The organism is Amycolatopsis sp. NPDC051106 (assembly GCF_040682775.1).
In the GTDB taxonomy this organism is placed as follows: Bacteria; Actinomycetota; Actinomycetes; order Mycobacteriales; family Pseudonocardiaceae; genus Amycolatopsis.
This window is the reverse complement of sequence record NZ_JBFBBQ010000154.1, coordinates 1-12,504: the sequence shown is the minus strand read 5'-3', so window position 1 is coordinate 12,504 and position 12,504 is coordinate 1. Positions and strand designations below refer to the sequence as shown.

The 12,504-nt window shown below is 70.2% G+C and carries 12 protein-coding genes and 1 pseudogene; 7 read left to right on the top strand and 6 right to left on the bottom strand.

Going from position 1 to position 12,504, the window contains the following annotated elements; all coding sequences use genetic code 11:
• Positions 1–254 (top strand): annotated as a pseudogene (locus AB0M83_RS46965) (Crp/Fnr family transcriptional regulator); the annotation flags it as partial.
• Positions 251–1,267 carry a family 2 encapsulin nanocompartment cargo protein polyprenyl transferase gene (locus AB0M83_RS46960; RefSeq protein WP_364528792.1) on the top strand — a complete coding sequence of 339 codons (1,017 nt, stop codon included), beginning with the start codon at positions 251–253 and terminating at the stop codon, positions 1,265–1,267. The pseudogene AB0M83_RS46965 and the gene AB0M83_RS46960, both read left to right, overlap by 4 nt.
• 108 nt (positions 1,268–1,375) lie before the next feature.
• On the opposite strand, the gene AB0M83_RS46955 is transcribed toward AB0M83_RS46960, so the two are convergent.
• Complete coding sequence (locus AB0M83_RS46955; protein WP_364528789.1) at positions 1,376–2,518, bottom strand: CapA family protein; 1,143 nt, start codon at positions 2,516–2,518, stop codon at positions 1,376–1,378.
• A 369-nt stretch (positions 2,519–2,887) separates the two neighbouring features.
• Between AB0M83_RS46955 and AB0M83_RS46950 the strand changes: the two genes are divergently transcribed.
• The 5 genes from AB0M83_RS46950 to AB0M83_RS46930 all read left to right on the top strand — a co-directional run bounded on the left by AB0M83_RS46950 (position 2,888) and on the right by AB0M83_RS46930 (position 8,311).
• Positions 2,888–3,862 (top strand): substrate-binding domain-containing protein, encoded by a 975-nt coding sequence (locus tag AB0M83_RS46950; protein ID WP_364528786.1) that lies wholly within the window; start codon positions 2,888–2,890, stop codon positions 3,860–3,862.
• A 67-nt stretch (positions 3,863–3,929) separates the two neighbouring features.
• A complete protein-coding gene (locus AB0M83_RS46945; protein WP_364528783.1) occupies positions 3,930–5,468 on the top strand; it encodes a sugar ABC transporter ATP-binding protein in 1,539 nt (512 codons plus the stop codon).
• Positions 5,465–6,496, top strand: coding sequence for an ABC transporter permease (locus AB0M83_RS46940; protein WP_364528780.1), 1,032 nt, complete (start codon positions 5,465–5,467; stop codon positions 6,494–6,496). Before AB0M83_RS46945 ends, AB0M83_RS46940 begins: the two co-directional genes overlap by 4 nt.
• 3 nt (positions 6,497–6,499) lie before the next feature.
• Entirely contained in the window at positions 6,500–7,156 is a 657-nt protein-coding gene (locus AB0M83_RS46935; protein ID WP_364528777.1) for an FCD domain-containing protein, read from the top strand.
• A 72-nt stretch (positions 7,157–7,228) separates the two neighbouring features.
• The gene (locus AB0M83_RS46930; protein WP_364528774.1) at positions 7,229–8,311 is read left to right on the top strand and encodes a glycoside hydrolase family 88 protein; all 1,083 of its coding nucleotides are present in this window, start codon (positions 7,229–7,231) and stop codon (positions 8,309–8,311) included.
• Positions 8,312–8,402: 91 nt separating this feature from the next.
• Here AB0M83_RS46930 and AB0M83_RS46925 read toward each other — a convergent pair whose 3' ends face one another.
• From AB0M83_RS46925 to AB0M83_RS46905, 5 genes are read right to left on the bottom strand one after another with little or no spacing between them, the layout of a single operon-like run.
• The gene (locus tag AB0M83_RS46925; protein WP_364528771.1) at positions 8,403–9,716 is read right to left on the bottom strand and encodes a DNA polymerase IV; all 1,314 of its coding nucleotides are present in this window, start codon (positions 9,714–9,716) and stop codon (positions 8,403–8,405) included.
• Between the two features lies 1 nt (position 9,717).
• Entirely contained in the window at positions 9,718–10,029 is a 312-nt protein-coding gene (locus AB0M83_RS46920) for a transcriptional regulator (protein ID WP_013223409.1), read from the bottom strand.
• Positions 10,026–10,646, bottom strand: a complete 621-nt coding sequence (locus tag AB0M83_RS46915; RefSeq protein ID WP_364528768.1) for a hypothetical protein — start codon at positions 10,644–10,646, stop codon at positions 10,026–10,028. Before AB0M83_RS46915 ends, AB0M83_RS46920 begins: the two co-directional genes overlap by 4 nt.
• Before the next feature lie 57 nt (positions 10,647–10,703).
• Positions 10,704–11,435 (bottom strand): ABC transporter permease, encoded by a 732-nt coding sequence (locus AB0M83_RS46910; RefSeq protein WP_364528765.1) that lies wholly within the window; start codon positions 11,433–11,435, stop codon positions 10,704–10,706.
• Positions 11,432–12,331 (bottom strand): ABC transporter ATP-binding protein, encoded by a 900-nt coding sequence (locus AB0M83_RS46905; RefSeq protein WP_364528762.1) that lies wholly within the window; start codon positions 12,329–12,331, stop codon positions 11,432–11,434. Before AB0M83_RS46905 ends, AB0M83_RS46910 begins: the two co-directional genes overlap by 4 nt.
• Between the last annotated feature and the right edge of the window lie 173 nt (positions 12,332–12,504).

Here is a 12,504-nt window from a genome sequence, read left to right as displayed (position 1 = left end):
GCGACAAAATCCCCATCACCGACACCGGCACCACCTCCATCCTCGCCCTGCGCACCGGCGAAGACGACGCCGGAGTCATCGGCCTACGCCCCCAATCCCTGCCCGACCAATACCAACCCGGCCTCAACGTCCGGTTCATGCACATCAGCGACCGCGCCGTCACGTCCTACCTGGTCAGCGCCTACCACTCCGCCGCCGTCTTGGTCCCGGACGCCCTCGGCGTGCTGGACGACGTCGAGGTGGGCCGCTCATGACGACCATGGACTCCCGGACCGCCGCTCGTCCCCTCGCCGACGTCCTCGCGTGGAGCAAGAGCCTGGTCGATCCGGCACTGCGCGCCGCGGCCGAACGGCTGCCCGACGCGATGCGGCGGATCGCCGGCTATCACTTCGGCTGGGAAGACGCCCACGGCGCGCCGTCGTCCGCGGACGGCGGCAAGGCCCTGCGGCCGGCGCTCGTCCTGCTGTGCGCGCAAGCCGCGGGCGGCGACCCGGTGGACGCGGTGCCCGGCGCCGTCGCGGTCGAGCTCGTGCACAACTTCTCGCTGCTGCACGACGACGTCATGGACGGCGACACCACCCGGCGGCACCGGCCGACGGCGTGGACGGTGTTCGGCACCGGGCCCGCGGTGCTCGCCGGGGACGCGCTGCTGAGCGTGGCGTTCGAACAGCTGGCGCCCGACAGCGCGAAACTGCTGTCCCAGGGCGTGCTCGACCTGCTGGAAGGTCAGGCGGCCGACGTCGACTTCGAGCAGCGCGACGACGTCACGCCGGCGGAGTGCGTCCGGATGGCCGGCGGCAAGACGGCGGCCCTGATCGGCGCGTCCTGCGAGCTCGGGGCGCAGCTCGGCGGCCGGCCCGAGGCGGTGCCGCGGTTCGGCGAGTTCGGCCGGGCGATCGGGCTGGCCTTCCAGCACGTCGACGACCTGCTGGGGATCTGGGGCGACCCCGCCGAGACGGGCAAGCCGGTGTACTCGGACCTGCAGAACCGCAAGAAGTCGCTGCCGGTGGTGACGGCGCTGTCGTCCGGCACGGCGGCCGGCGCGGAGCTGGCGGCGCTGTACTCGGGCACCGACCCGCTCGACGACATCGAGCTGGCCCTCGCGGCCACGCTCGTCGACGAGGCCGGCGGCCGCCAGTGGAGCCAGGCCCAGGCGTCGGCGCTGGTGGCGAAGGGACTGCGGGAGCTGGCGGCGGTGAACCCGGTCCCCCGTCCGGCGGCCGAACTGGCGTCCCTGGCCCGCCTGATCACCACCCGCACCCACTGAACCCGCAACTCGCGTGATCAGGGACCGATCTCGCGTGATTGAAGCCGTAACTCGCGAGATCCGGCTTCAATCACGCGAGTTACGGCTGTGATCACGCGAGTTCCGGGGTTACCTGCCGGGGCGGGTGAGGCCGTCTTTGTCCGCTTCGAGGCTCAGGATGTTCTTGTCCGTGTCGGACAAGGCCTTCGTGACCTGCGCCGATGCCGGTGATGTCGACAAGTCGAGAAGGCGGATCGGTGCGTCCAGCTTGATGTACGTCGGGATGTACTCGGCCTTGTCGACCTTCCAGCGATCGCCGTCGCGGACGAAGCGGAAGCGGGCCGCCGCGCCTTCCTCCGTGTCGCCGCGCGGTTCGGAGTGGCGGGCGACGCTGTTGCCGAGCCCGTAGGCGACCCACTTTTCGCCGATCTTCTCGAACGGCTGGACCACGTGCGCGTGGTGGCCGATGATCAGGTCGATGTCGTCCGACGCCAGGAGCTTCTTGGCCTGCGACCGCTGTTCGGCCGTCGGGTCGTGCTGGTACTCGACACCCCAGTGCAGGCTGGCGATCACGACCTGCGCCCCGGCCGCGCGCGCCTTGCGAGCCGACGCCAGGACGTCGTCGACGTCGATCTGGTTGGCCAGCCACGGTTTTCCGGCCGGCACCTTGATGCCGTTGAACCCGAAGGCGTACGACACCTGCGCGACCTTCACGCCGTGGACGTCGAGGACCAGCGGTTTCGCCGCTTCCGCGGCCGACCGCGCCGAGCCGGTGTGCTTGATGCCCGTGGCGTCGAGCTTGTCCAAAGTCCGCTTCACGCCGTCGGCGCCCTGGTCGATCGTGTGGTTGGACGACGTCGAGCAGGTGTCGTAGCCGGTGTCCTTGAGCGCGTCCGCGATTTCCGGCGGCGCACTGAACGACGGGTAGCCGCTGTACGGCCCGCCTTCCGGCGCCAGCGGCGTCTCGAGGTGGCAGATCCCGAGGTCGGCGCCCGAGATCAGCGGCTTGATCCCGGCGAGCAGCGGCCGGTAGTCGATCTTGCCGCCGCCATCGGCCTCGGCCTGCTCGGTCAGCGCCGGGTGGATGAGGACGTCGCCGGTCGCGACGACGCTGAACGAGCCGTCCGGGGCCGCTTCCGCCGAAGAAGACGCCTCCGGGAACGGCGTCGGCGCCGGACCGGACTGCGGCGGGCTGCTGCACGCGGCCGCCAGAACGGCGACCCCGGCGACCCCGGCGAGCGCGGCGAGCGCGGCGACGCGGAACTTCGTCATCGGTCCCCCTGCTGCTGTGGTCCGGCCATCCTGCCATCCGGACGAACCCGGCACGTGCCGCCTCCCAGTCAACGGAAACTTCCACCACAGTCGACAACACCGATCAGAACATTCACACAGGACAAAACCGGACAACGCGCAGGACAGAGGCTAAAAAATACGATAAATGAGCTAGGTTCATGCCACGATGCAACTACGGAGAGTAGGTGTCGCTCCGCTAACTGCGGCTTGACGCTCCACGAACGGGTGTTTTGTAATACGAGTCACCCAACGGCGCCCCCACGCGCCACTCGAACTCCGGCCTCCTTGGGAGCAACGATGTCCCCACACTCGCACAGGTTCCGCACCTGGAGCGTTGTTGGTTGTTGTTTGATTTCCGGTGCCTTGATGGCTTCGTGCTCGTCCGGCAAAGACACCGCCGCCCCGCAGCAGTCGGCGCCCGCCAACGGCAAGATCACCCTCTACTACCTGCAGAAACAGGGTGACCAGCAGTACTTCGTCGAGCAGGCGCAGGGGGCGCAGGAGAAAGCGAAGGAGCTCGGCGTCGAGCTCAAGGTCGTCAACCTCGGCCAAGACGCCAACAAGGCGATCACCGAGCTGGACGCCGCGGTCGCGCAGGGCGCGAACGGCGTCGCCATCGTCGTCCCCGACCAGGCCATCGGCCCGCAGGTCATCGACAAGGCGAAGAGCGCGGGCATCCCGATCATCGCCTCCGACGACGTCATCAAGGACGGCACCGGCGCGAAGGCCCCGTTCGTCGGCTTCAACGGCAGCCAGATGGGCGACTCGGTCGGCACCGAGGCCGGGAAGCTGTTCAAGGCCGCCGGCTGGACCGCCGCCGACACGAAGATCATCAGCGCGTACAAGCAGGACCTCTCCGTCTGCACCGACCGCGTCAACGCCGCGAAGGCCGCGTTCGCGAAGGCCGGTGACCCCGGCGTCCAGGTGATCGACGTCGGCACGGACAACTCGCCGGTCGACGCGCAGAACCGCTCCGGCGCGGTGATCGGCTCCAACCCGGGCGTCAAGCACTGGGTCGTCTGGGGCTGCAACGACGAGAACGAGACCGGCGTCGTGACCGCGCTGGCCAACTCCGGCGTCGCAGCGAACAACATCATCGGTGTCGGGCTCGGCGCCTACCTGGACTGCAAGGACTGGGCGGCCGGCAAGGACACCGGCAACAAGTCCGCGCTCTACATCTCCGGCGCCGAGGTCGGCCGCTCGGCGATCCAGGTGCTGGTGGACAAGGTGAAGAACGGCAAGGAGCTGCCCGCGGAGACGATCGCGAAGACCACGATCGTCAACAAGGACAACTACAAGCAGGCCGGCGTCAACTGCACCTGACCGAACTCCCCGGCCCGCACTTTCACGTGAAAGTGCGGGCCGGGGGTCCACCGCTCGAAGGGCGACCATGTCCAGCTCTGCTCCCGCACTCGCCGTCGAGGGCATCGGCAAGCGCTTCTCCGGGGTCACCGCCCTCGACGACGTCTCGCTGGAGATCCGCTCCGGTGAGGTGCTCGCGCTGATGGGCGAGAACGGCGCCGGGAAGTCGACGCTGCTGCGCGTCCTCTCCGGCGACCAGGGCCCCGACGACGGCCGGCTCCTCCTGGACGGCAGCGAGATCACCTTCGACACCCCGCGCGCGGCGATGGCCGCCGGGGTCCGCGTGATCTACCAGGAACCCGAGATCATCCCGCACGTTTCGGTGGCGGAGAACGTCTTCGTCGGCGAACTCCCCGCCAAGGCGCGGGTCTTCAACCGCCGCACGCTCCTGAAGGCCACGCAGGACGCGCTCGCCGAGTACGGCTTCGAAGGCGTGCTCAACCCGGCGACGCTCGGCGTCGCGCTGTCGGCCGCCCAGCGCCAGATCGTCGAGATCCTGCGCGTGCTCACCGCGGCCACCCCGCCGAAGGTGATCGCCTTCGACGAGCCGACGTCGTCGCTGTCCGAGCACGAGGTGGACGCGCTGTTCCGGCTGATCGGGCGGCTGCGCGACAACGGGGTCGCCGTCGTCTACGTCTCGCACCGGATGAAGGAGATCTTCCGGCTCGCCGACCGCGTCGCGGTGCTGCGCGACGGCAAGCTCGTCGGCGTCCAGCAAGCCGCGGAAACCGACGAGCCGAGCCTGGTCCGGATGATGATCGGCCGCGACCTCTCGGCGCTCGAACGCCGCGTCACCCAAGAGACCGGCAACGTCGTGCTGAAGCTCGACGACGTCACGACCGACGACGTCACCGGCATCTCCCTGGAGGTCCGGGCGGGCGAGGTCGTCTGCCTGGCCGGGCTGGTCGGCGCCGGACGCTCCGAGCTGGCCCGGGCGATCGTCGCCGACCTGCCGATCCGGTCGGGCACCGTCGAGCTCGACGGGAAACGGCTGCGCGCGCACAACCCGGGTGACGCCGTCAAAGCAGGCATCGGCTTCGCGCCCGAAGAGCGCAAGACGGACGCGTTGCTCATGCAGCGGTCCGTCCGCGACAACATCTCCATCTCGGTGCTGGACCGCCTTCGCCGCTTCCGCGTAGTAAAGCGCGCGAAGGAACGCGCGCTCGTCGAGGAGTACGTACGCGAGCTTCGCGTGCGGACGCCGTCGATGGAGCAGGAAGTCCGCAAGCTGTCCGGCGGCAACCAGCAGAAGGCCGTCCTCGCGCGCTGGCTCGCGCGGCGGCCGAAGCTGCTGATCCTCGACGAGCCGACCCGCGGCGTCGACGTCGGCGCGAAAGCGGAGATCTACCGGATCATCGACGGCCTCGCCGCGGAAGGCATCGCGCTGCTGGTCATCTCGTCCGACCTGCCCGAGGTGCTGACGCTGGCCGACCGCATCCTCGTGATGCGCGCCGGGCGCCTGGCCGGCGAGATCAGCCGCGAAGAAGCGACCGAGGAAGCCGTGCTGACCCTCGCCATCCCCGAAACCGAACCAGCCGTAGAAGAGCAGCAGGAGATCGGCGCATGAGTACGCCCACGCAGGAGAAGGCCACCCAAGATCCCGGAGCGCCGCAGCAGCCGTCCGTGTTCCGCCGCGTGCTCACCGGCATCGGCGTGCAGAACTCCAGCCTCATCATCACGCTCATCGCGCTGGTGATCCTGCTGTCGGTGCTGAACGAGAACTTCTTCCGCACCAACAACCTGCTGCTGATCGGCAGCGCGATCACCATCATGGGGCTGCTGGCCCTGGTCCAGACCCTGGTGATCATCCTGGGCGCGCTGGACATCTCGGTCGGCTCGATGGCCGGGCTCGCCTCGGTCGTCTCGGCGATGGTGTTCACCTCGACCGGCAACGCCGAGGTCGGGATCCTCGCCGCGGTCGGCATCGGCATCCTGTGCGGCCTGATCAACGGCATGATCATCATCTTCGGCCGGGTCAACCCGGTGGTCGCGACGCTGGCCATGCTCGCCACCTACAAGGGTGTCGCGCAGGTCATCTCGGACGGCAAGTCGCAGGGCTACACCGGCGGCGACGACCTGTTCATCTTCCTGGCCAAGGGCGCGATCGCGGGCCTGCCGGCGCTGGTGTGGGTGTTCCTCATCGTCGCGGCGCTGCTGCACTTCCTGCTGAAGTACACCGACATCGGCCGCAACGTCTACGCCATCGGCGGCAACGACACCGCCGCGCGGCTGGCCGGCATCAACATCAACCGGTACATCATCGGCGTGTACGCGCTGGCCGGCGTGGTCGCGGCGGTCGCGGGCGTGCTGATCACCGCGCGCACCGGCTCCGGCCAGCCGGTGTCCGGGTCCGAAGGCCTGGAGCTGCAGGCCGTCACCGGCGCGGCGCTCGGCGGCACGATGCTCAAGGGCGGCCGCGGGTCGATCATCTCCACGGTGCTCGCGGTGATCATCCTGGGCGTGCTCGACAACGGCATGTCCGGGCTGGGCATCAACCCGTTCTGGCAGAACGTCGCCCACGGCGCCCTGCTCGTGATCGCGGTCGTGCTGCAGCAGCTGCGCAGCGGAGAGCGCCGCGTCGGCCTGCCCGAGTAGCGGGTGAGCCTCCACGCCCGGATAGTGGACGAGCTGGGCAGGCTCATCGTGGAAGGCGTCCTCGGGGACGGGCAGCCGCTCGTCCCCGAGGAACTCGGCCGCCGCTTCTCCGCTTCCCGGACCGTGGTCCGCGAGGCACTGCGGGTGCTGGAGTCCAAGGGCATGGTCACCGCGCGGCCGCGCGTCGGCACGTGGACGCTGCCGCCCGACGCGTGGGACGCGATCGACCCGGACGTCATCGGCTGGCGCGTCAACGGTCCCGACCGGCCCCGGCACCTGCGTGAGCTGGCGGAGCTGCGGCTGGCGATCGAGCCGCAGGCGGCGCGGATGGCCGCGCAGCACCGACGTCCCGACGAGCTGTCCGCGATGGCCGCGGCGTACGAACTGATGGCGGACGCGGTCGAACGCGCCGACGCGGAAGCGTTTCGGGCCGCCGATTCACGGTTCCACGCGGCGCTGATCCGCGCGTCCGGCAACGCGCTGATCGCCCAGCTGCACGTCCCGGTCGTGGCGGCGCTGCGGGCGCACGGCGAACCGCTGGAGCTCGTCGCGCACTCCCGCGTACTGACGCTGGTGCTGGCGAAGAACGCCGACGGGGCCGAATCCGCGTCGCGCCGGTTGCTGGAAACCGTTGCGCCGTACCGCTCACCGGCACCTTGACACGTCCACCGGGAACCCTGAACACTCGCTGCGACCCACCCGCCGCCATGACGTGCTGAGGAGGACGCTCCCATGCGTTTCCCGGGTATTCGTGGCTTCGGCGTGCTCGCGGCCGCGGCGGTGGCCGGCGGGCTGTTCACAGCGCCGGTGGCTCTCGCGGCCGCCGCCGAGTGCGCTGTTTCCGACCAGATGGTCGCCGCGGGCAACTATTGGGTGACCAACGGGACGAACCTGGACGCCCCGGACTGGCAGAACGCGACGTTCCACGTCGGCAACCTCGCGCTGGTCCGGACCACCGGCCAGTCGAACCACAAGACGCTGCCGTGGGCGCAGGCGAACGGCTACCAGCTGCCGCTCGATCCGAAACGGCCGTTCTTCCCGGACAACCAGGCCGCCGGCGAGGCGTACCTGGACCTGTACACGTACTTCCACCCGGAGATCTCGCTCGATTCGATCCGCACGCGGATCCGCGACGAGGTCGCGTCGGTGCAGGCCGGGCACCGCGACTACTGGAACTACGTCGACGCGCTGAACATGGCGATGCCGTCGTTCGCGCGGATGAGCGTGATCGACCACGATCCGTCCTATGTGGACGCTATGGATCAGCTGTTCAAGTCGTCGGAGCACAAGCTGTTCAACGAGTTCACGGGGTTGTGGTACCGCGACGCGCGGTTCACCGGCTCGGGCGTGTTCTGGTCGCGCGGCAACGGCTGGGCCCTGGCGGCGTTGACGAAGGTGCTGCAGGCCCTGCCCGCGGACGACCCGCACCGCGCGGAATACCTGCGGGTCTACAAGAAGATGGCCTTCTCCTTGTCCCTGCTGCAGCGTCGTGACGGCTTCTGGAATTCGGACCTGCTGAACCCGTGGGACCACGGCGGCCCGGAGACGAGCGGCACGGCATTCTTCACGTTCGGCATCGGCTGGGGCATCTCGGCGGGCATCCTCGACGCGAAGCGGTTCCGGCCGGTGGTGGACAAGGCGTGGACGGCGCTGTCGACGAAGGCCCTGCAGGCGGACGGCAAGGTCGGCTACGTCCAGCCGGTCGGCGACCGCCCGGCGACAGCTCGCCCGACCGACACCGCCGCTTACGGCGTGGGCGCGTTCCTCCTGGCGGGCCAGGAAGTGGCCAAGCTCCAAGGCTGCGCGGCCGAGTAGGTCCCCAACGCCCCAATGTGGCCTTCGGTGCGTCAGACGCACCGAAGGCCACCTTGGGTGCGTCTGACGCAACCAAGGCCGCCTTGGGGCGCTACTTCAGGCAGTCGCCGGGGTCGCCGCGGGTCAGGGCGGGATCGGTCTGGGGGAAGGTGCGGGCGGAGCCGGGGCCTGAGGAACGGTGCTCGAAGCGGACCGTCACGCGGCCGTGGCCCGCGCCTTGGACCCAGCCCGTTCCGTAGTCGGAGTGGACGACGTCGTCGCCCTGCCGCCACTCCGAAGGCGGAGCCACCGGCGGCGCCGGCGCGGAAGAAACCACTGTCGACGTCGTGGGTGTCGAAGGGGCCGCCAGGCTGAACAGCGCGTCCTGGTGCGGCACCGACAGCCCGCTGTAGGCGACTCCGGCCAGGCGGATCCCGCCGAACTCCGCCGGGTCGAGCAGCAGCCGCTCCGCCACCGCCGCCAGCTCGGCCAGGTCGTCCGTGGGCGCGGAGATCGTCTCCGAGCGGGTCACCGTGTGCATGTCCGTGTGCCGCAGCTTGATCACCACCGTGCGGGCCACGCGCTCGGCCTTGACCAGCCGTTGGTGCGCGCCCACCGCGATCCGCCGCACCTCCGCGCGCAGCGTCGCCAGGTCTTTGATATCGGTGTCGAACGTCGTCTCGGCGCTGACCTGCTTCGTCTCGCCGCGGTCGGCCACCGGGCGGTCGTCGAACCCCGTCGCGAGCCGCCGCAGGTCGCGGCCGACGACGCCGCCCAGCGTGGCCACCGCGTCCTGTTCGGACAGCGCCGCGAGCTGCCCGAGCGTCTGGACGCCGATGAACCGCAGCTTCCCTTCGGCGACCGGGCCGATCCCCCACAGCGCGCGCACTGGCAGCGGCGCGAGGAACTCGCGTTCGGTCCCCTGCGGCACGACGAGCAGGCCGTCCGGCTTGGCTTCGTCGGAGGCGATCTTGGCGATCTGCTTGCCGTTGCCCGCGCCGATCGACGCCACCAGGCCCGTCTCCTCACGGATCCGTGACCGCAGCGAAGCGCAGAAAGAAGTCACCTCTTCCAGCGACGCACCCACGAGCGAAGGCGGTTCGGCGAACGCTTCGTCCAGGGAGATTTTCTCCAGCACCGGCGCCACCGCCGTGACGACGGCGAAGACCTCCTGGCTGAGCCGCTCGTAGACGCGGAACCGCGGCGGCACGATCACGCCGTTGGCCGGGAGCAGCCGCCGCGCCTGCGCCATCGGCATCGCCGACTTGATGCCGAACGCCCGGGACTCGTAGCTGGCGCCCGCGACGACGCCGCGTGGCCCGGTGCCGCCGACGAGCACGGGACGTCCCGCCAGCGTCGGGCGGGTGAGCTGCTCGGCCGACGCGTAGAAGGCGTCCAGGTCGAGGTGGATGACCCAGCGGGCCACGTCAGTCCCCGCCGGTGGCGTCCAGCAGCTGGTGCAGCGCCTTGGTGTAGCTCTCGAACGCCGCGCGCCCGGCCGCGGTCAGCCGGACCAGGGTGACCGGCGTGCGGTGCTCGTAGGCTTTGGTGATCTCGACGTACTCGGCGTCTTCGAGCTTGCGCAGGTGCGTCGAGAGGTTGCCGGCGGTCATGTCCAGGAGCTGCTGCAGGCGCGGGAAGGTGATCTGGTCGCCGGTGTGCAGCCCGGCGAGCGCGACCGTGACCCGCAGCCGCGCCTGGGCGTGGATGACCGGGTCGAGCTGGGGCAGTTCGCTCATCGGCGCCCGGACTTCTCGCGCGCGAAGTAGACGATCGCGCCGAGCAGGAACCCGCCCCCGCCGCAGACCGCCAGCACGAGGAAGTTCGCCGGGAAGCCGACCACCACGCTGAGCCCGGCGGAGACGATCATCCACGCGCCGAGGCCGTACATCAGCTTGTCCTGCCAGAGCATGCCGCCGGTGAGGTAGAGCACGCCGGTCAGCAGCAGCCAGGTCCCGGACCACAGCAGCGACACCTGGTCGGAGGACAGCGAGCCGAACTGCGTGATCCGGATGTCGATCACGGTCAGCCCGACGGACGAGAGCGCCCAGCTGTAGCCGTACATCGCGCCGACGGTCTTGGACGGGCCGCGGATCCCTCGCCCGGCCCGCGCGCTGACCACGCCGGTGTAGACCATCGCGGCGACGAACAGCACCGCGACGACCACCCCGCCGAGCCAGCCGGGCACGTTCTCGGTCCGCGTCGCGAAGTACGTGAAGCCCCAGCCCACGATCCAGGCGAAGGCCCACGCGGCGAGCATGCGCGCGGGGCCTCCGCCCAGTTCCCGGCGGGTCCGCCGGTTCTGCTGGGCGATCAGGTTCAGCGACTCCTCCGCCGACATCGGCTCGTCGTCCACCTGTCCCGCCCTCCTGCCGTGCAGACCCCGCATCGCTGCACGGAAGTTAACACGCATTCACAGCCTGGCCGTGTCCAGCCGGAACCGGCGCACGACCACCAGCGCGGGCACGACCAGCCAGCCGGCGAGCACCAGCACCGCGAGCCCCAGCCCGCCGGCGTGGGCCAGGGGTTCGAGGCCGAGCCGGCCGAGCCAGTACGTCGGGAAGAAGTGCGCGAGCGTCGCCATCCAGTCCGGGAGGACGTAGAGCGGGATCCACAGGCCGCCGAGCATGCCCAGCGGCATCATCAGCGCGCCGGTGACCGCGCCGACCGTGTCGCCCTTGCCGAACAGGCCGATGGCCAGGCCGAGCACCGCGAACGGGAGCACGCCGAGCCACAGCGACACCAGCACCAGGCCCCACTGCGCGGCGCTCATCTGCACGCCCATCGCCAGGCCCGCGACGAACACCACCACGAGCACCGGCAGCGCGACCGCCATCGCCGAGATGACCTTGACGACGAGGTAGCCGGGGCCGCGCATCGGCGTCAGGCGCAGCTGACGCTGCCAGCCGTCGGTCCGTTCCTGCGCGACACGGGTGCCGGTGAACAGGGCGCCGCCGCTGGCGCCGTACGCGGCAAGGTTGATCATGGTCTGGACGTCCGCCGGCAGGCCGTTCGGCGCGACGAGCTTGCCGAAGATCGACCCGAACAGCAGGAACATGGCCACCGGCATGCCGATGGTGAAGATCGTGAACTGCGGGCTCCGGACGATCCGCTTGATCTCCAGGCTCAGGTACGTCGTGTTCACGCCGCGACCTCCTCGGCGGTGAGCGCCAGGAAGGCCTCTTCGAGGCCCAGCGCGGTGATTTCGATGTCGGCGGCCCGCGGGTACTTCGCCAGCAACGCGCGGATCGCGGCGTCGGAGTCGGCGCAGGCGAGCTCCGCGCGGCCGGCGCGCAGCTGGACGGTCGTGACGCCGGGCAGCCGCGCCAGGTCGGTCTCGGTGGCGTCCGGCACGACGGCCTTGAGCACCCGCCCGGACACCGCGGCCCGGACCTCGGCGACCGGGCCGTCGGCGACGACGGTGCCGTGGCGCAGCAGCACGACGCGATCGGCGTAGTCCTCGGCCTCGGCGAGGTAGTGCGTCGCGAACAGCACGGTCCGGCCGGTGCCGGCGAACTCGCGGATGGCCGCCCAGAACGCCCGCCTGCCGTCGACGTCCATCGCGGCGGTGGGCTCGTCGAGGACGAGCAGGTCCGGGTTGCCGGCCAGGGCGAGCGCGAACCGGACGCGCTGGCGTTCGCCGCCCGAGAGCTTGCCGCAGCGGCGCTTGACGAGTTTTTCGAGGCCGGCCCGGGCGATCACCTCGGCGGCGGGCAGCGGCTTCGCGTGCGTGGAGACGACGAGGTCGACGATCTCGCCGACGGTGGCGTCCCCGAGCAGCGCGCCGTTCTGCATCATGGCGCCGAGAAGCCCGCGGTCGACGGCCTCGCGCGGACTGCCCCCGGCGACGGTGACCTCCCCCGCGTCCGGCTTGGTCAGGCCCAGCAGCATGTCGACGGTGGTCGACTTGCCCGCGCCGTTCGGCCCGAGCAGCGCGACGACCTCACCGCGCGCGACCTCGACGGACACCCCGCCGACGGCGGTGACGGGCCCGAACCGTTTGGTCAGGCCGTGGAGCGCGAACGCCGGTCCCCCAGTCATGGCGCTCTCCTTTCGTTCGTGGACTTTGCAACGCAAAGTCGCTACGAACTTTGTAACACAAAGTCCCCGCATCTTCAAAGCCCCCGGCGCCGGAAAGTGCCAAGCGCCCCAATGTGGCCTTCGGTGCGTTGAACGCACCCAAGGCGGCCTTCGGTGCGTTCAACGCAACCAAG

Coding starts and splice junctions, on each gene's coding strand:
- AB0M83_RS46960 (WP_364528792.1), top strand. CDS start 251: ATGACGACCATGGACTCCCGGACCGCCGCTCGTCCCCTCGCCGACGTC.
- AB0M83_RS46955 (WP_364528789.1), bottom strand. CDS start 2,518: ATGACGAAGTTCCGCGTCGCCGCGCTCGCCGCGCTCGCCGGGGTCGCC.
- AB0M83_RS46945 (WP_364528783.1), top strand. CDS start 3,930: ATGTCCAGCTCTGCTCCCGCACTCGCCGTCGAGGGCATCGGCAAGCGC.
- AB0M83_RS46940 (WP_364528780.1), top strand. CDS start 5,465: ATGAGTACGCCCACGCAGGAGAAGGCCACCCAAGATCCCGGAGCGCCG.
- AB0M83_RS46930 (WP_364528774.1), top strand. CDS start 7,229: ATGCGTTTCCCGGGTATTCGTGGCTTCGGCGTGCTCGCGGCCGCGGCG.
- AB0M83_RS46920 (WP_013223409.1), bottom strand. CDS start 10,029: ATGAGCGAACTGCCCCAGCTCGACCCGGTCATCCACGCCCAGGCGCGG.
- AB0M83_RS46905 (WP_364528762.1), bottom strand. CDS start 12,331: ATGACTGGGGGACCGGCGTTCGCGCTCCACGGCCTGACCAAACGGTTC.